The following is a 16,257-nucleotide window of genomic DNA, read 5'->3' on the forward strand; positions in this document are numbered from 1 at the left end:
CGCTACTTCGCACCGTCCGGGCCGCCGGAACTGCCGCCGGCGCCCCCCGACGGTGAGCCGGGGAAGAAGCCGGGGCCGAGGAAGATGAACCCGCCGCGGCTGTAGCGCGCGCCGAGGTCCTCGACGCGGATGGTGCACGGCCGGGCGCCGTCGGGGCCGACGATGACGATGTCGTCGTCGTAACGCAGGTAGGTTCTGCCCTGGTCGGTGGTCCGGGCCTCCGGGGGGACGTGCTCGGCCAGGTCGTCGGCCACCGTGGCGGGAGATCCCGTGCACACGTAATTGATGCCGTCACCGTCGCTGGCGTACTCCTGATAGTTCTCGGCCACGTATGTGCGGATGTTGCCGCCCATCAGCGATACGCCCAGGAACAGGAAGATCACCCCCGCGACGGCGAGGATGCCCGACAGCGTGAACAGCCCGCCGCGGCTCACGGGCGCCACCGACTGATCGTGGTGACCGCGGTGCCGCCGACCGCGCTGGGGTACAGGTGCCAGGTGTGCCATTGCCAGCCGGCGCCGTCGGGCTCGGCCGCCAGCACCGTCAGCGCCGCGTCGTCACCGGGGAAGCGGCCACCCAGGCAATGGGGGTCGCGGCCGCACCGGTCTCGCAGGGAGGCGACCAGTGCGTCGAATTCCGTTGCGCCACAACGCTTCAGCATGCTGGTCAGGGCGTACCCTGGCGCGTCATGACGGGCGGGGAGGGCACCGCCGCGCGCCTGCGCGGAGCACGACACCTCCTCGCTGAAGCGGCGGCCGGCGTGCTCGGCGGTGATGACATGGGAGGCGCCGAGGACGCCGAGAGTGAGGGTGCCGCCCGCCGGATGGGTCAGCACGAGGCCGGCCAGCGGTTCGGGGGCGGGTGCGTCGAGCGCCAGTCCGAGGGCGGCGCCGTCGACGTCGGTGTGGGCGACCGCGAGTTCGTAGAACGGCAACGCGTGCGCCTCTAGGAGCCGGCCGGGGGAGCCGGGTAGACGGTGAGTTCACCGGGCAGCACGGTGCGGCCGATCGAGATCTCCCACGGCATGGACGGCGCCCAGCGCTCGAACCCGAGCATGGTGTCGCCCGAGGCGTCGGCGTAATCGACGAACTCCATGTCACCGCCCGCGGGCAGACCGGTGGTGCCCTCGGTGGTGTAGGACGCGCGTCCGCGTTCCACCTCGGAGAACGCGATGCCGTCGGCGGCGAGTGGGCCGCCGGGTTGCAGCGCCAGATCGCTGCGACGGGTCCACAACGCGAGTTCGAGCCGGCCCTCGTCCTCCTCGACGCTGAACCACAGCGGTTCGGGACCGCCCTCGAGCAGGTGTTCCCACCAGACGAACGGGCCCTGGCGCAGCGTGACCGATCCGCGCACGATGAAGTCGATGCCGCCGTGGCTGACGATCGCGCCCGGACCGAGCTGGCGCGGACCGAACTCCTGCGGCGTCGAGAACTGCAGCGGGTCGGTCCGCGCGGCAGGCGTCTTGGGCTTGTTCTGCTTCCTGATCGCCAGCACCAGCGCGATCACCGCCCCCGCGAGCAGCAGGATGGCCAGCACGATCAACAGCGTTCCCACACGGGATCCTTCCGGACGGCGGCAGGCTCAATCGGTCTGAATCGACCGTAACAGCCGTCGTCCGTCGGGGTCGCCGCGAATGTGCCGGTCGGGTATCAGGCGGCGCCGCGCAGCGCGTCGCGCGCCCTGTCGAGCAGCGAGGCGAACGGGCCGACCGCGAAGTTCGCCGCCGCGGACTCCACACCGGGGTGCGGGTGGGTGGGGGCGATGCGCTCGGCCACCTGGACGGAGACGGCCATGCGTTGCAGCTCCTCGGCGTCGAGATGCTCGGCGAGAAGCGGGAATTCCTCGGTCTCCTCCTTCTCGGCGTGTTCGAGGACGGCGGCCTGCAGGTGGATCAGCGCCTTGGAGAACTCCGCGCTGTCGATGTCGAGCTTCTCCAGCTCGGACAGCGCGACCTTGGAGTCGTGTTCCTCGGCCAGCCGCGCGTCGACCACCGCGTCGGCTCCGTCGATCTTCCGCCGCACCCGCGGGTGCACCATCATCTCCTCGGCCGTCTCGTGCACGGCCAGCATGGTCCGCAGCCGGGTGAACGCGGCGCGGCGGGTGTCGGCGTCGGCGGCGTCGAGCGTCTCGATGAACAGCTTCCGGATCGACTCGTGCTGGGCCACCAGGTAGTCGACGACGTCCTGGCCGGTGCTGATGGATGTGCTTTCGGATGCCACGCGAGAACCTCCGCATGTCGGGTGTGGGTTGCCTGGCGCAGGGGCTGCGCGCCAGGCCTTTCGATACCCGCGGCGCCGATCGGTGAAACAGCGCACCGGGTTTGGTCCGACGCCGCCTGGGAACCCTCGCCCGAGACGACAGAGGAGGGAATCCATGGCGACCTGCGACACCTGTGGCAACCACTACGACAAGGCGTTCACCGTGACGTGGGCCGACGGGCGCAGCGCGACGTTCGACAGCATCGAATGCGCGGCGGTGCAGGTGGCGCCCGAGTGCGCACACTGCGGCTGCCGGATCCTCGGCCACGGCGTCGAGACCGAGGAGGCGATCTTCTGCTGTGCGCACTGCGCGCGCAAGGACACCAACGCCGACGTCAACGACCGTTATCCCACGCCTGCGGGCGCCTGAGCGTTCAGCGCACGATGGTCGCCACGATCCCGGCGAGGTAGCCGAGGCGGGCAACCTCCGACGGCCGGAAGGCCGGTCCGCCCGGTCGGCCCAGCACCACAGCGGTACCGGGGTCGCCCAGCGGTGCGGCCGCGAGCGTGGTGTCCATGTCGCGCCACACCTGCGGCACCCAGTCGGCGGTGGCGTCGAGCGCGTCGGCGTGCGTCAGCGGTAGCCAGGGGGCCTCGGTGGCCTGGGTCTCCGGCGCCCCGTGACTGCCGACGACGCGGCGCAGCGCTGATCCGTCGAGCGTCACCACCGTGCACCACCCGACCCGTAAGACGCGCGGCGACTCGTCGGCGAGCACCTGCAGCTTCGCGGTCCGGCCCGGCGCCGCGGCGACGTGGTCGATCAGTTCGAGCTCGCGGTGCGCCTCGAGCAACCCGGTGTGCGGACGAATCGTGTCGACGTACACGCCGGTCAGGCTTTCCGCGGCGGTGATCACCATGTCCGGCATGGTTCCCGCAGGCAGATCCACCACGAGGTCGTCGATCGCGTAGCCGGCGCCGCGCTCGACGACGTCGAGCGACAGGATGTCGGCGCCCACCGAGCCGAGGGCGACGGCCAGCGAGCCGAGGCGGCCCGGCCGGTCCTCGAGCTGGACCCGCAGCAGATAGGAGGGCACGGCGATCACTGTCGCACGGACCCTGTGGGGAAGCGACTCGAGCACTCCCAGCGCCGCCGACGTGCGGTCCGGCCGCCACGACTAGGCTGCGTGGTCGTGTCACAGATCTCCCGCGACGAGGTGGCCCACCTCGCCCGACTCGCCCGCCTGGCGCTGACCGAGGACGAACTCGACAGCTTCGCCGGGCAGTTGGACGCCATCCTGGCCCATGTCGGCGCGATCCAGGCGGTGGACGTCACCGGGGTGCGGCCCACCGGCAACCCGCTGACCGACGTCAACGTCACCCGGCCCGACGTGGTGGAGCCCTGCCTCACCCAGGAGGAGGCGCTCGACGCGGCGCCCAAGGCCGTCGACGGCCGCTTCGCGGTCCCGCGGATCCTGGGGGAGGCGGAATGAGCGCAAGCGAGTTGATCCGCGAGGACGCCGCCACGCTGGCCGGCCGCATCGCCGCCAAGGAGGTCTCGTCGACCGAGCTGACCCGGGCCTGCCTGGACCAGATCGCCGCGACCGACGAGCGCTATCACGCCTTCCTGCACGTCGCCGCCGACGAGGCGCTGGGCGAGGCGGCCCGCATCGACGCCGCGGTGGCCGCCGGTGAGGCGCTGCCGTCCCCGCTGGCCGGCGTGCCGGTCGCGCTCAAGGACGTCTTCACCACCACCGACATGCCCACCACCTGCGGGTCGAAGATCCTCGAGGGGTGGCGCTCGCCGTACGACGCCACCGTCACGGTGCGGCTGCGGGCGGCGGGTATCCCGATCCTCGGCAAGACCAACATGGACGAGTTCGCGATGGGCAGCTCGACGGAGAACTCCGCGTACGGGCCCACTCGCAACCCGTGGGACGTCGAGCGGGTGCCCGGCGGGTCCGGTGGCGGCAGTGCCGCCGCGCTCGCCGCCTTCCAGGCGCCGTTGGCGATCGGCTCGGATACCGGCGGCTCGATTCGTCAGCCCGCCGCGCTGACCGCGACGGTCGGGGTCAAACCCACCTACGGCACGGTGTCGCGCTACGGGCTCATCGCGTGCGCGTCGTCGCTCGACCAGGGCGGGCCGTGTGCGCGCACGGTGCTCGACACCGCGCTGCTGCACCAGGTCATCGCGGGACACGACCCGAAGGACTCCACGTCGGTGCCCGCCGAGGTGCCCGACGTCGTCGCGGCCGCCCGCGCCGGCGCCACCGGCGACCTCGAGGGTGTGCGGGTCGGTGTGGTCAAACAGCTGCGCGGGGAGGGCTACCAGCCCGGCGTGCTGTCGTCGTTCACCGCGGCGGTCGACCAGCTGACCGCGCTGGGCGCCGAGGTCACCGAGGTGGACTGCCCGAACTTCGATCACTCGCTGGCGGCCTACTACCTGATCCTGCCGTCGGAGGTGTCGTCGAACCTGGCGCGTTTCGACGCGATGCGGTTCGGGTTGCGCGTCGGGGACGACGGCACGCACAGCGCCGAGGAGGTCATGGCGCTCACGCGGGCCGCCGGGTTCGGCCCGGAAGTCAAGCGCCGCATCATGATCGGCACCTATGCGCTGTCGGCGGGTTACTACGACGCGTATTACAACCAGGCGCAGAAGGTCCGCACGCTGATCGCGGGCGACCTCGACGCCGCCTACCAGAAGGTCGACGTGCTGGTGTCGCCGGCGACGCCGACGACGGCGTTCGCCCTGGGGGAGAAGGTCGACGATCCGCTGGCGATGTACCTGTTCGACCTGTGCACGTTGCCGCTGAACCTGGCCGGGCACTGCGGGATGTCGGTGCCCTCGGGGCTGTCGCCCGACGACAACCTGCCGGTGGGGCTGCAGATCATGGCGCCCGCGCTGGCCGACGACCGGCTGTACCGGGTCGGCGCGGCCTACGAGGCCGCCCGGGGCGCCCTGCCCACCGCGCTCTAGCTGTCCGGTGCCGAGCAGACGTAAAGTGCCCATTTCTGCGGCGTAAAGGGCACTTTTGCGTCTGCTCGCGCATGTCACTGGGGCGACGGGCAAGATGGAAGCCATGCGCATTGGAGTTCTCACCGGCGGTGGTGACTGTCCCGGCCTCAACGCGGTGATCCGCGCGGTGGTCCGCATCTGTGATGAGCGCTACGGCTCGTCGGTGGTCGGGTTCCAGGACGGCTGGCGGGGGCTGCTGGAGAACCGGCGGATCCAGCTCAAGAACGACGACCGCAACGACCGGCTGCTCGCCAAGGGCGGCACGGTGCTGGGCACCGCCCGGGTCCACCCGGAGAAGCTGCGCGCCGGCCTGGACCAGATCAAGCAGACCCTCGATGACAACGGCATCGACGTGCTGATCCCCATCGGCGGGGAGGGCACGCTGACCGCGGCGCACTGGCTGTCCGAGGAGAACGTGCCGGTGGTGGGGGTACCGAAGACCATCGACAACGACATCGACTGCACCGACGTGACTTTCGGTCACGACACGGCGCTGACCGTGGCCAGTGAGGCGATCGACCGGCTGCATTCCACCGCCGAATCGCACCAGCGGGTGATGCTGGTCGAGGTCATGGGCCGCCACGCCGGGTGGATCGCGCTGAACGCCGGTCTGGCCTCGGGCGCCCACATGACCCTGATCCCCGAGCAACCCTTCGACGTCGAAGAGGTCTGCCGGCTGGTCAAACAGCGCTTCGTGCGCGGCGACTCGCATTTCATCTGCGTGGTGGCCGAGGGCGCGAAACCCGCCGAGGGCTCGATGCAACTGCGCCAGGGCGGGATGGACGAGTTCGGCCACGAGAAGTTCACCGGCGTGGCCCAGCAGCTGGCGATCGAGGTGGAGCAGCGCGTCAAACGCGACGTCCGCGTCACCGTGCTCGGCCACGTGCAGCGCGGCGGCACGCCCACCCCGTACGACCGGGTGCTGGCGACCCGGTTCGGCGTCAACGCCGCCGACGCGGCACACGCCGGCGAGTACGGGATGATGGTCTCGCTGCGCGGCCAGGAGATCGGCCGGGTGTCGCTGGCCGATGCCACCAGGCAGTTGAAGCTGGTCCCGCAGTCCCGCTACGACGACGCCGCGGAGTTCTTCGGCTGACGTCCCCCGCGAGCAGGCCCCCGCAAGCGGGAGGTACCCCCCGCGAAGTCGCGCTTCCCGGGCCGAGATCGTGCGACTTTGCGTCTGCTCGCCGGCAGAAGGCGACCCACTAGGATCGGTGGCATGTCTGTCGCCACCGCCGAACTGCTCGACTACGACGAGGTCGTCGCACGCTTCGATCCCGTCATGGGCCTCGAGGTGCACGTCGAGCTGTCGACGGCCACCAAGATGTTCTGCGGCTGCGCCAACGAGTTCGGCGCCGAACCCAACACCCAGGTGTGCCCGGTCTGCCTGGGCCTGCCGGGGTCGCTGCCGGTGCTCAACCAGGCCGCCGTCGAGTCCGCGATCCGCATCGGTCTGGCGCTGAACTGCGACATCGCGCCCTGGGGCCGGTTCGCGCGCAAGAACTACTTCTATCCCGACCAGCCCAAGAACTACCAGATCTCCCAGTACGACGAGCCGATCGCGGTCAACGGCTACCTCGACGTGCCGCTCGATGACGGCACCACCTGGCGGGTGGAGATCGAGCGCGCGCACATGGAGGAGGACACCGGCAAGCTGACCCACCTGGGCAGCGAGACCGGCCGGATCGCCGGGGCGACGAACTCGCTGGCCGACTACAACCGGGCCGGGGTGCCGCTGATCGAGATCGTCACCAAGCCGATCGAGGGCACCGGTGACCGGGCCCCCGAGATCGCCCGCGCCTACACGACCGCCCTGCGCGATCTGCTGCGTGCGCTCGACGTGTCCGACGTCCGGATGGATCAGGGGTCGATGCGCTGCGACGTGAACCTGTCGCTGCGACCCGCCGGCCAGGCCGAGTTCGGCACCCGTACCGAGACCAAGAACGTCAACTCGCTCAAGAGCGTGGAGGTGGCGGTGCGCTACGAGATGCGCCGCCAGGCCGCGGTGCTGGAGGCCGGCGGCCGGATCGTGCAGGAGACTCGGCACTTCCACGAGGACGGCTACACCTCGCCGGGCCGCAGCAAGGAGACCGCCCAGGACTACCGGTACTTCCCGGAGCCGGACCTGGAACCGGTCGCGCCGCCCGCCGAGCTCGTCGAACAGCTGCGCCAGACGCTGCCCGAGCTGCCGTGGTTGCGCCGCAAGCGGATTCAGCAGGAGTGGGGCATCTCCGACGAGGTGATGCGCGACCTGGTGAACAACGGCGCCATCGACCTCGTCGCCGCCACCGTCGAGCACGGCGCCTCCAGCGAGGCCGCCCGCGCATGGTGGGGCAACTTCCTGGTGCAGAAGGCCAACGAGAGTGGCGTGGAACTCGATGCGCTGCCGATCACCCCGGCCCAGGTGGCCGCGGTGGTCAAGCTGGTCGACGACGGGAAGCTGTCGAACAAGCTGGCCCGCCAGGTCGTGGAGGGGGTGCTGGCCGGCGAGGGTGAGCCCGAGCAGGTGATGACCGACCGCGGACTGGCCGTCGTGCGCGACGACTCGGTGATCAAGGCCGCGGTCGACGAGGCGCTGGCGGCCAACCCTGACATCGTCGAGAAGATCCGCGGCGGCAAGGTGGCGGCCGCGGGTGCGATTGTCGGTGCGGTGATGAAAGCCACCCGGGGGCAGGCCGATGCCGCGCAGGTCAAGGAGATGGTGATCGCGGCCTGCAGCTGAGCGTCACATCCGGTGCCTGCGCCGGACGCCGTCGAAGCGCGCCCGCAGCTGGGCCGTGCGCTCGTCGGCGGTGACGGTGGCGGTGTCCGCCGGTAGCGCCGCGGCCAACTCGGTGCGCCGGACCACCCGGGTGGTCAGCACGGCCGGCTGTCCGTCGAGCATGTGGCGGTAGGTGACGTTGCCGCGACTGAAACCCTGGGTGTCCATCCAGTTGTGGCAGCCCGGGTCGTCGTGGGCCAGCACGATGCGGATGCGGCCGTCGCCGTCGACGGCGGTCCGGCCCGGCGTGTAGCTCACCGGCCGGTACAGGTAGTCCATGCTGGTGAAGAACACGCCCATGTTGGTGAGCGACCAGAGTCCCTCGTGAGCCGGGAACTCGATGATCAGCGCGTCGCCGGGATCGAGCTCCCAGTACATGTTCGCCGCCGCCCGGCCCCGCTTGTCATCCCCGTCGGTCACGTCGACGGCCGGGAACCGGTTGGGCCGGCGGGCGTCGACGCCGCCGTAGGTGAACGGGTAGTCCGGCCAGTCGGCCATCGCGCCGGTGAGGAAGTCGCCCGCCCAGTCGATCGCGGCGAGCATGTCGGCGACCGTGGGCAGCGGGCGCGGCGCGTCCATGCCCACCCGCTCGATCCGCAACTCGGCCGGTCGTTCGTCCCACTGGTCGAAACCCTGGCGGATGAACAGCTTTCGCGAGCCGGCGGTGGTGGGCAGCCAATTCCCGTCGCGCGCCGGTCCGCCGATGTGGATCTCGACCTCCCCGCCGGGGCCGGTGGACAGTTGCTCGCCGGACAGATTGGCCTCCGGCACGTCCCCGAACGGCTCATGCAGCACATCGGGCCCGCCGGGCCGCGGGCCCTGCACGGTGATGTTGATAAACGGTGCGTCGCCGCGTGTTCCGGTGATGCGGTAGGTGTCGACACCGTTGATCCACGCCTGGTGATAGGTGAAATCCGCGCAGTCGCCGCCCAGCTTGCGCAGCGGCGTCACGAAGGCGTGCACCATCGGGTAGCGGGTGTCGGCGGTCTCCAACGCGAGATCGAAGGCCTGTCCGAGGTTCTGGGTGAGGAAGCGCAGCGCGTCGACGCGCTGGGCGCCGGACGTGGCGTTGTGGTCTTTGAACGCCTGGGCGCCTGCGGCGTTCAACCGGTCGCAGAACCGCTCCCACGCGGCCGCGAGCGCCTCGTCGTCAGGGCCGTCACCGAACGCCACTGCTACGCGCCCAGCCGCTCGAGCATCGCGGTCACCGTTCGGCAGGCCCGGCGTGCGGCCTCGGCGCGGCCCTCGGCATCGATCCGCGGGCCGATCAATTCCAGATCGAAGCCGTGCCGGTAGCCGGCGGCCAGCACCCGCTCGACGAACGGTGCGATCGGAATCGCGCCGTCGCCGGGAACGGCGCGGGCGGGCAACGACCGGTCACCGAGGACGTAGTCGCTGAGCTGGATCAACCGCGTCCGCGGCAGTGCCCGGTCCACCAGCGCGTCAAGATCCGCCTCGGCCCAGCAGTGGAAGAGGTCGATGCAGATGTCGAGGCCGGCCGCCTCGGCGAGCGTGATCGTGTCGCGCAGCGAGTGCGCGATGTGGATGTCGGCGTACAGGCTGGAGGCGTTCTCGACGGCCAACGACAGGCCGGCCTCCCGCGCGGCCGCCGCGCACGGGCCCACCGCCTCGCTGAACCGGTCGGCGGCCTGACGCCAGGTCAGGTGGCCGCGCCCGCCGGTCAGCAGATACACCATCGTGGCGCCGATGCCGGCTGCCGCGTCGATGACCCGCAGCAGTGCGTCGGCCGTCGAGAAGACGTGGCAGACGGCTTGCGTGCGGTAGTCGTGCTGGGCGATCAGCGGGGCCAGGGCGGGATCGAACAGCTCAGAGTCGATGAGGCTGAGCCGCCGCAGGCCCGTCTCGGACCAGAAGCGGTCGAGTTCGGGCAGCGGCGCACCGGAGAACGTCACACTGTGCACCGAGATCCGGTCGTGCATGAGATCGTCAGTCCCGCTTCTCGATCGCGACGCCGAAGCGGTCGCGGAACGGCCGGAACTCCTCGTTGAGCGCATCGATGTCCTCGCCGATGTCGGTGAGCAACGACGTCGAGTAGCGGAACTTGCCGTACCGATCGCCGCGGTTGCGGGCCAGGTACGCGCGCATCGCCTGCTCCGCCGCGGGAGACAGTTCGCGGCCGCAGAACTCGTAGAACTTCCGCGCGGTGCCGACCTGATCGGCGATGAAGTCGCAATAGCGGACGTGGTGCACCCGCGCATCGTCGACCAGCGGGTGGCTCATCGTGTTGGCGATGCTCGCGCGGGTCAGGTCGAGGTGCATCTTCGCGGCCGCCTTCAGGTCGACGGGCCCGACGATGCCCTCACCGATGTCAGCCATCATCATGGTGCGGGACGCGGCCACCTGCACCGGATCGCGGTGCAGCCACATCAGCCGGGCGTCGGGGTACGTGGCGAAGAAATCGTCGAGCCGCGAGCCGTGAAACCCCTTGCAGACCCAGTACTTCGGTGGGCGCCGGTACTGGCAGTGCTGCAGCATCGCCCTGTGGATCCGGTACTGCGCGGCGGGATCGGTCGGCAGCCCGCCCACCACGGTCTGCATCGGCACCCGCCACCACGCCGTCGGCGTCATCACCCGGAAGTCGAACGCCCAGGTGCGTTCGTCCTCGGGCAGCCCGTCGCCGAGCATGTCGTTGTAAGGGTGGCTGTGCAGCCACTTCGGCAGCTTCGCGTTGATCTCCCGCCAGTCGTCGTCCGCGCGGGCGCGGCGCGGATCGTCCGCGCCGGCCAGGCCGGGCGGGGGCGACGGGTACATCACCTCCCAGAACCGCAGGGCGCGGGCGCCGGGATCCACCGACAGCAACGCGTGCATCAGCGTGGTGCCCGAACGGGGTTCGCCGGTGACGAACATCGGCGCCTCGATCACCTCGTCGGCGAGGCGGTACCGGTCGCGGTCGGCGAAGAACTCCAGCCGGGAGGTCAGCAGCCAGTGACACACCTCGGCGGCGCGCCGCCTGCCGGCCGCGTCCAGGCCCACACCGTTGAGGTGTTCGACCGCCACGGCGAACCGGTCGGGCAGTGTCGGATCGCCGTAGTCGTGCAGGCCGGTGGCGTCCTGCGCCCGGGTCAGCATCTCCCCGGCATCCAGCGCCGCGGTCACGGCGCGATCCCGCACAGTCTCATCAACTCGTCCTCCGCCTCGCGAACAGCGTCGGCCGATGCGGCCGCGTACCGCAGCCCCGCCATCGCGCCGTAGTCGAGGATCTTGGGCACCTGCAGGCCCGCGTCGACGTACGCCTTGACCGTGCGGGCGACCTGGGCGGGGGTGCCGTGGGGTACGACCGCCAGGATGGCCTCGGGGTCCACCCGGTCGAGGAAGTCGATGATGCGCTCGCGGGTCATGGTCGCCGGGTCGATGTCGTGGAATCCGCGCCAATCGTCTCCGAGGGGATGCCGGTGGCCGAACGAGCGCAGCGTGTCGGCGGACACCTGCAGCAGGAAGGCCTTGACCAGGGGTGCGGCCAGGATGTCGGCCAGAGCCGCCTCGTCGGGCGCGATCAGGCAGACCTGGATGTAGCACGGGGTGATGGCCATCGGGTCACGGCCGGCGCGGTCCGCGGACGCGCGCACGGCGCCGAGCATGTCGGCGTAATGCTCGGGTGTCCACGCGCCGGCGGGCCACCAGCCGTCGGCGTAGCGGCCGGCGAGGTCGAGCATCCGGGGTCCGCTGGCGCCGATCCAGATCCTGGGTGCCCGGCCCGCATACGGTTCGGTGTCGAGCCGAGCCTGGTGCAGACGGTAGAACCGGCCGGTGAAGTCGATCGGACCGGTCGACTCCCACAGCATCCGGATGACTTGAAGGGCCTCCTCGAACCGGCTGACCGCGCGGGAGAAGTCGAAACCGTAGGGCACGATGTTCTCGCGCTCTCCGCTGCCGAGGCCGAGAATGAAGCGGCCCTCGGCCAGGTGGTCGATGGTCAGCGCCGACTGCGCCAGCGAGGCGGGATGGCGGCGCACCGTGTCGACGACGGCGGTGGCCAGCGGCGTGCGCTCGGTCAGGACGGCCGCCGCGGCGGCGACCGCCATGCCGTCGAGGTGGCGGTGGGGGGACGGCGACGTGGTGGCGAGGTCGGTGAACTCCGGCGTCCAGATCGAGTCGGGCCAGAAGCTGACCATGTGGTCGGGCAGCCAGATGGAGTGGTAGCGACCGCTGTCGAGGCGTTTCAGCGCCGACATGTCGAGCGGCAGCGTGGTGCGCAGGAACGCCGCGGGCTGCACCGCCGGCGCCGTCGACTTGCTGGGCACTCGCTCAGCTTAAGCGGCCCGATCGTTGCGCCGGGTGGTTTTGGAGAATACCCTTCTCGCTTGACGCGAAGGCATTCTCGCCGACGCTGGGGGTGGCGACGGAAAGGGTGCCCGATGACGGATGCCGACGCCGCCGCAGCGGGTCGCGCGTCGCAGGCTGTTGTGGTGGACACCCCGGTCGAGGGCGTCGTCGTGCTGCGACTCAACCGGCCCGGCCGGCTCAACGCGATCAACGGGGTCATGCGCGACGCGTTGACCGCCGCGCTGGGCGTGGTGGGGGCCGACCGGGCGGTGCGCGCCGTGGTGCTGACCGGCTCGGGGCGCGGGTTCTGCTCAGGAATCGACGTGCGGGACTTCGGATCCGGCATGCTCGCTGCCACCGCTCCGGCGATCGAGCGCATGCGCTTCCAGGAGGCGATGGCCGCGTTGCCCCGGGCCGTCCGCGCGTTGCCGCAGCCGGTGATCGCCGCGGTGAACGGACCCTGCGTCGGCGCCGGGCTGGCCCTGTGCCTCGCGTCGGACATCCGGATCTGTTCAAGCACAGCGAGTTTCGGCAACGCCGCAATCCTGTTGGGCCTGTCGGGTGCCGAGATGGGCATGAGCTACCACCTGCCCCGCATCGTCGGCACCAGCGTGGCCGCCGACTGGATGCTGACCGGACGCACCGTGTCCGCCGACGAAGCCGACCGTCGGGGACTGGTCAGCCAGGTGGTCGAAGCCGACCTCCTCGTCGAGACCGCCGTCGCCCTCGCCGCGCAGGTCGCCGGACTGGCGCCGTTGGGGTTGGAGTTGACCAAACGCGCACTGCAGGTCAACACCGACGCGGCGGGTTTCGACGCGGCGCTGGAACTCGAGAACCGCAACCAGGTGCTGACCCACGCCACCGATGACGCCGCGGCGCGCCGGCACCGGTGGTCCGGGCGCGGCGAGGACTGAGAGGCGACGACGATGGCGTGGGACTTCACCACCGACCCGGAATGGGCGGCGCAGCTGAAGTGGGTCGAGGAGTTCGTGCGCGAGGAGTGCGAACCGGTCGACTATGTGGTCACCGAATCCCACGACCTCAACGACCCTGTGCGCCAGGCCCTGATCCCGCCGCTGCAGGACATCGTCAAGGAGCGCGGACTGTGGGCCACCCACCTCGGCCCGCACCTCGGCGGTCCCGGCTACGGGCAGGTGAAGCTGGCGCTGCTCAACGAGATCCTCGGCCGGTCGGAGTGCGCACCGATCGTCTTCGGTTCGCAGGCGCCGGATTCGGGCAACAGCGAGATCCTCGCCCACTACGGCACACCGGAGCTCAAGGAGCGCTATCTCGAACCGCTGCTCGACAACCGCATCGTGTCGTGCTTCTCGATGACCGAACCGCAGGGCGGCGCCGATCCGAAGGTGTTCACCACCACCGCGGTTCCCGACGGCGACCACTGGGTGATCAACGGGGAGAAGTGGTATTCGTCGTTCGCCTCGATGGCGTCGTTCCTCATCGTCATGGCCATGACCGACCCGGATGCCCCGCCGTATGAACGGTATTCGATGTTCGTGGTGCCCGGCGACACCCCGGGCATCACCGTGCTGCGCGACGTCGGCCTCGGATACCAGCCGCTCGGTGGCGGGGGCCGCGAGGGCTACGTCCGGTACGAGAACGTCCGGGTGCCGGGCGATCACATGCTCGGGCCGCGCGGCGGCGCGTTCGTGGTCGCCCAGACCCGGCTGGGCGGCGGCCGCATCCACCATGCGATGCGCACGGTGGGGCTGGTCCGGCGCATCTACGACATGATCTGCGAGCGGGCCGTGTCCCGCTACACCCAGGGCAGCGTGCTCGCCGACAAGCAGATGGTGCAGGAGATGATCGCGGACTCGTGGATGGAGATCGAGGCCTTCCGCCTGCTCACGCTGCAGACCGCCTGGAAGATCGACAGGTTCAACGACTACAAGGCCGTGCGCGCGGACATCTCCGCAGTCAAGGCGATGATGCAGAAGGTGCTGCACGACGTCTCGGCGCGGGCGCTGCAGATCCACGGTTCCCTCGGCACGTCGCACGAGATGCCGTTCGTGCAGTACCTGACCGAGTCGTTCGTGCTCGGCCTGGCCGACGGCCCCACCGAGGTGCACAAGGTGACGCTGGCCCGCCAGCTGCTCAAAGACGTCGAACCCGCCCCCGACGCGTTCCCGTCGGAACACCTGCTGCGGCTGCGGGCGGCGGCCGAGGCCAAGTTCGCCGACCGGCTCGCGGGCATCCCGCGCTAACCGAGCAGCGCCCTCGACCGGGCCAGCAGGTGCGGCAACTCCCGCGCCATCGCCTCGAGGTCCGGATGCGGCCGTGCCCGCCTGCGGTTGTGTTTGACGATCAGCGCCCATGTCGCCGTCGACTTGAAACACGCCAGCGCCATGAACCATTGGAGGTCGGGCACCTGTGCGCCGAGCGCGTCGGCGTAGCAGCCGGCGAGGTCGTCGACCGGCGGCACGCTGGCGGCGTAGGGCGATGGGCGTCGGTAGGTGCGCGGATCGGCGTTGACCAGAAACCAGCCGACATCGATCCGCGGATCGCCGACCGACCAGATCTCCCAGTCGATCACCGCGCTGATCCGCGGGCCGTCGGCCAGCAGGTTCCCCAGCCGGAAGTCGCCGTGGACGACGGCCGGCCCCACGGCCGGCGGCACATCGGCGCGCAGCGCGGCGGCGACCTCGGCCCAGCCGGGCGCCAGCGTCGTGTCGACGGTGTCCAGCGTCGCGCACCACCGGTCGATCTCGGCGGCCGCGTCCACCACCGGTTCGGCGCCGAGTCCGAGCGCGCCGGGATCGTGGCGGTGCAGTGCGGCCAGGATGCCGGCGGCAGCACCGAACCGTTGCCGCACAGTGGGATCAACGGCGCCCGGCGGCGGGTCGAAGAGCGGTTCCATGCACTCGCCGGGGACCCGGGACATCACGAACAGCGGTGGCGCGCCGGCGTCCTGCCACAGCAGCTCGGGGACCGGCACCTCGGTTCCGGACAGCGCGGCGAGGATCCGCGCCTGCCGCAGTACGTCCCGGTGCCCGGTCGGGGCGTGTCCCGGCGGGGCCACCTTGACCACCACGGATGTGCCGCCCCGCTGCGCGGCGAAGGTCAGGCTCGACGCCCCGCCGGCCAGCGGCCGCACGCCGCGGATCCCGGCCTTCGACAGGCGGTCCCGCAGTGCGTCGAGGTCGAGCTCGGTCACCCGGTCGTGGCTTCGCGCAGGAACGACTGGGTGTGGGCGATGCGGCCGGTCATCGTCTTCGGATCGCCGGTGCACAGCCTCATTGCGGTTTCGGTGATCAGCGCGATGTCCTCGGTGTCGGTCTTGGCCAGATCGAGGGTGCCGGCCCCCGGCGTGGCCACCGGGTTGGTGGGCGCGGCCGCGTTGACCGCGATGCCGTCGTCGTGCAGCTCGGCGGCAAGGCTTTTCGTCAGCCGGTTCAGCGCCGCCTTGGCGGTGCCGTAGATCCCGAATCCGGCGGTGCGGTCGAATTCGGAGAACGGTGGCCCGCCCGGTAGGTCCCCACCGACGGAGGTGACGTTGAGAATCCACCCGCCGCCGCGTGCGCGCATGGCCGGAATCGCCAGCTGGCACAGGTGCAGCGGCGCCAACAGATGCATCTCGAGCATCAGCCGGGCGCGCTTGTCCGGGAAGCCGTCGAGTGGGCGCAGGAACGTCACGGCCGCGTTGTTGACCAGGATGTCGGGACTGCCGACGGTGTCGACGGTTTCGGCGAACAGGCGGTCGCGCTCGGCGGCGACGGACAGGTCGGCGACGATCGCGACGGCCGTGCCGCCGGCGGCGGTGATCTCGTCGCGGGTCTGGCGCAGCGAGCCGTCGTAGCGGGGGTCGGGTTCCATGGTGCGGGCGGTGAGCGCGACGGTCGCCCCCTCGGCGGCCAGTTGCGCGGCGATCGCCTTGCCGAGCCCGCGGCTGCTGCCGGTCACCAGCGCCACCCTGCCCTCACACCGCCCCGTCACCGCCACCTCCGAAAATGCGTTCTCGACTCACGAGAACGACATTATCGGCG

At 70.7% G+C, this 16,257-nt stretch carries 18 protein-coding genes; 7 read left to right on the forward strand and 11 right to left on the reverse strand.

The genetic code is table 11. The annotated features are described in order from the left end of the window. Positions 1-2 precede the first annotated feature (2 nt). The 4 genes from E4P42_RS05345 to E4P42_RS05360 form a co-directional block, all read right to left on the reverse strand. The gene (locus E4P42_RS05345; protein ID WP_135123940.1) at positions 3-434 is read right to left on the reverse strand and encodes a DUF4247 domain-containing protein; all 432 of its coding nucleotides are present in this window, start codon (positions 432-434) and stop codon (positions 3-5) included. Further along, positions 431-934, reverse strand: coding sequence for a DUF2617 family protein (locus tag E4P42_RS05350; protein WP_135123780.1), 504 nt, complete (start codon positions 932-934; stop codon positions 431-433). The genes E4P42_RS05345 and E4P42_RS05350 overlap by 4 nt, the downstream gene beginning before the upstream one ends. Positions 935-945: 11 nt before the next feature. Beyond that, entirely contained in the window at positions 946-1,554 is a 609-nt protein-coding gene (locus tag E4P42_RS05355; RefSeq protein ID WP_209305699.1) for a DUF4178 domain-containing protein, read from the reverse strand. Positions 1,555-1,649: 95 nt separating this feature from the next. Continuing rightward, complete coding sequence (locus tag E4P42_RS05360) at positions 1,650-2,219, reverse strand: hemerythrin domain-containing protein (RefSeq protein ID WP_245233896.1); 570 nt, start codon at positions 2,217-2,219, stop codon at positions 1,650-1,652. A 154-nt stretch (positions 2,220-2,373) separates the two neighbouring features. On the opposite strand from E4P42_RS05360, the gene E4P42_RS05365 reads away from it, so the two are divergent. Continuing rightward, positions 2,374-2,628 carry a hypothetical protein gene (locus tag E4P42_RS05365; RefSeq protein ID WP_135123784.1) on the forward strand — a complete coding sequence of 85 codons (255 nt, stop codon included), beginning with the start codon at positions 2,374-2,376 and terminating at the stop codon, positions 2,626-2,628. 4 nt (positions 2,629-2,632) lie between these two features. Here E4P42_RS05365 and E4P42_RS05370 read toward each other — a convergent pair whose 3' ends face one another. Then, the gene (locus tag E4P42_RS05370) at positions 2,633-3,292 is read right to left on the reverse strand and encodes an amino acid-binding protein (RefSeq protein ID WP_135123786.1); all 660 of its coding nucleotides are present in this window, start codon (positions 3,290-3,292) and stop codon (positions 2,633-2,635) included. A 96-nt stretch (positions 3,293-3,388) separates the two neighbouring features. Here E4P42_RS05370 and gatC point away from each other — a divergent pair, with 96 nt between their 5' ends. From gatC to gatB, 4 genes are all read left to right on the forward strand, one after another. Beyond that, positions 3,389-3,688, forward strand: coding sequence for an Asp-tRNA(Asn)/Glu-tRNA(Gln) amidotransferase subunit GatC (gene gatC / locus E4P42_RS05375; RefSeq protein ID WP_135123788.1), 300 nt, complete (start codon positions 3,389-3,391; stop codon positions 3,686-3,688). Continuing rightward, the gene (gene gatA, locus E4P42_RS05380; protein WP_135123790.1) at positions 3,685-5,172 is read left to right on the forward strand and encodes an Asp-tRNA(Asn)/Glu-tRNA(Gln) amidotransferase subunit GatA; all 1,488 of its coding nucleotides are present in this window, start codon (positions 3,685-3,687) and stop codon (positions 5,170-5,172) included. The genes gatC and gatA overlap by 4 nt, the downstream gene beginning before the upstream one ends. A gap of 103 nt (positions 5,173-5,275) precedes the next feature. Further along, complete coding sequence (locus E4P42_RS05385) at positions 5,276-6,307, forward strand: ATP-dependent 6-phosphofructokinase (protein ID WP_135123792.1); 1,032 nt, start codon at positions 5,276-5,278, stop codon at positions 6,305-6,307. Positions 6,308-6,430: 123 nt separating this feature from the next. Next, positions 6,431-7,933, forward strand: coding sequence for an Asp-tRNA(Asn)/Glu-tRNA(Gln) amidotransferase subunit GatB (gene gatB / locus E4P42_RS05390; protein ID WP_135123794.1), 1,503 nt, complete (start codon positions 6,431-6,433; stop codon positions 7,931-7,933). A 3-nt stretch (positions 7,934-7,936) separates the two neighbouring features. Here gatB and E4P42_RS05395 read toward each other — a convergent pair whose 3' ends face one another. Genes E4P42_RS05395 through E4P42_RS05410 form a run of 4 tightly spaced genes read right to left on the reverse strand, consistent with a single transcriptional unit; the run spans position 7,937 to position 12,165 of the window. Next, complete coding sequence (locus tag E4P42_RS05395) at positions 7,937-9,145, reverse strand: DUF1214 domain-containing protein (protein WP_135123796.1); 1,209 nt, start codon at positions 9,143-9,145, stop codon at positions 7,937-7,939. Positions 9,146-9,147: 2 nt separating this feature from the next. Beyond that, positions 9,148-9,912: a sugar phosphate isomerase/epimerase gene (locus tag E4P42_RS05400; protein WP_135123798.1), complete on the reverse strand. Its 765-nt coding sequence runs from the start codon at positions 9,910-9,912 to the stop codon at positions 9,148-9,150. A 7-nt stretch (positions 9,913-9,919) separates the two neighbouring features. Further along, positions 9,920-11,089 carry a sulfotransferase gene (locus E4P42_RS05405; RefSeq protein ID WP_135123800.1) on the reverse strand — a complete coding sequence of 390 codons (1,170 nt, stop codon included), beginning with the start codon at positions 11,087-11,089 and terminating at the stop codon, positions 9,920-9,922. Then, the gene (locus E4P42_RS05410; RefSeq protein WP_135123944.1) at positions 11,086-12,165 is read right to left on the reverse strand and encodes an LLM class flavin-dependent oxidoreductase; all 1,080 of its coding nucleotides are present in this window, start codon (positions 12,163-12,165) and stop codon (positions 11,086-11,088) included. The genes E4P42_RS05405 and E4P42_RS05410 overlap by 4 nt, the downstream gene beginning before the upstream one ends. A 183-nt stretch (positions 12,166-12,348) precedes the next feature. On the opposite strand from E4P42_RS05410, the gene E4P42_RS05415 reads away from it, so the two are divergent. After that, positions 12,349-13,170, forward strand: a complete 822-nt coding sequence (locus tag E4P42_RS05415) for an enoyl-CoA hydratase/isomerase family protein (RefSeq protein ID WP_135123802.1) — start codon at positions 12,349-12,351, stop codon at positions 13,168-13,170. A gap of 12 nt (positions 13,171-13,182) precedes the next feature. Then, positions 13,183-14,478 carry an acyl-CoA dehydrogenase family protein gene (locus tag E4P42_RS05420; RefSeq protein ID WP_135123804.1) on the forward strand — a complete coding sequence of 432 codons (1,296 nt, stop codon included), beginning with the start codon at positions 13,183-13,185 and terminating at the stop codon, positions 14,476-14,478. Here E4P42_RS05420 and E4P42_RS05425 read toward each other — a convergent pair. Both E4P42_RS05425 and E4P42_RS05430 read right to left on the reverse strand, forming a co-directional pair. Next, positions 14,475-15,428 (reverse strand): phosphotransferase family protein, encoded by a 954-nt coding sequence (locus E4P42_RS05425; RefSeq protein WP_135123806.1) that lies wholly within the window; start codon positions 15,426-15,428, stop codon positions 14,475-14,477. The two genes, E4P42_RS05420 and E4P42_RS05425, sit on opposite strands and share 4 nt — an antisense overlap. Continuing rightward, on the reverse strand, positions 15,425-16,207 hold the full coding sequence (locus E4P42_RS05430) for an SDR family NAD(P)-dependent oxidoreductase (protein WP_135123808.1): 783 nt from the start codon (positions 16,205-16,207) through the stop codon (positions 15,425-15,427). The genes E4P42_RS05425 and E4P42_RS05430 overlap by 4 nt, the downstream gene beginning before the upstream one ends. Between the last annotated feature and the right edge of the window lie 50 nt (positions 16,208-16,257).

It is taken from the genome of Mycobacterium sp. PS03-16 (assembly GCF_004570325.1).
Classification (GTDB): Bacteria; Actinomycetota; Actinomycetes; order Mycobacteriales; family Mycobacteriaceae; genus Mycobacterium.

What these genes read in the sequence shown, in the direction of transcription:
- E4P42_RS05365 (WP_135123784.1), top strand. Translation starts at nt 2,374, where the DNA reads ATGGCGACCTGCGACACCTGTGGCAACCACTACGACAAGGCGTTCACC.
- gatA (WP_135123790.1), top strand. Translation starts at nt 3,685, where the DNA reads ATGAGCGCAAGCGAGTTGATCCGCGAGGACGCCGCCACGCTGGCCGGC.
- E4P42_RS05385 (WP_135123792.1), top strand. Translation starts at nt 5,276, where the DNA reads ATGCGCATTGGAGTTCTCACCGGCGGTGGTGACTGTCCCGGCCTCAAC.
- gatB (WP_135123794.1), top strand. Translation starts at nt 6,431, where the DNA reads ATGTCTGTCGCCACCGCCGAACTGCTCGACTACGACGAGGTCGTCGCA.
- E4P42_RS05400 (WP_135123798.1), bottom strand. Translation starts at nt 9,912, where the DNA reads ATGCACGACCGGATCTCGGTGCACAGTGTGACGTTCTCCGGTGCGCCG.
- E4P42_RS05410 (WP_135123944.1), bottom strand. Translation starts at nt 12,165, where the DNA reads ATGTCGGCGCTGAAACGCCTCGACAGCGGTCGCTACCACTCCATCTGG.
- E4P42_RS05415 (WP_135123802.1), top strand. Translation starts at nt 12,349, where the DNA reads ATGACGGATGCCGACGCCGCCGCAGCGGGTCGCGCGTCGCAGGCTGTT.
- E4P42_RS05420 (WP_135123804.1), top strand. Translation starts at nt 13,183, where the DNA reads ATGGCGTGGGACTTCACCACCGACCCGGAATGGGCGGCGCAGCTGAAG.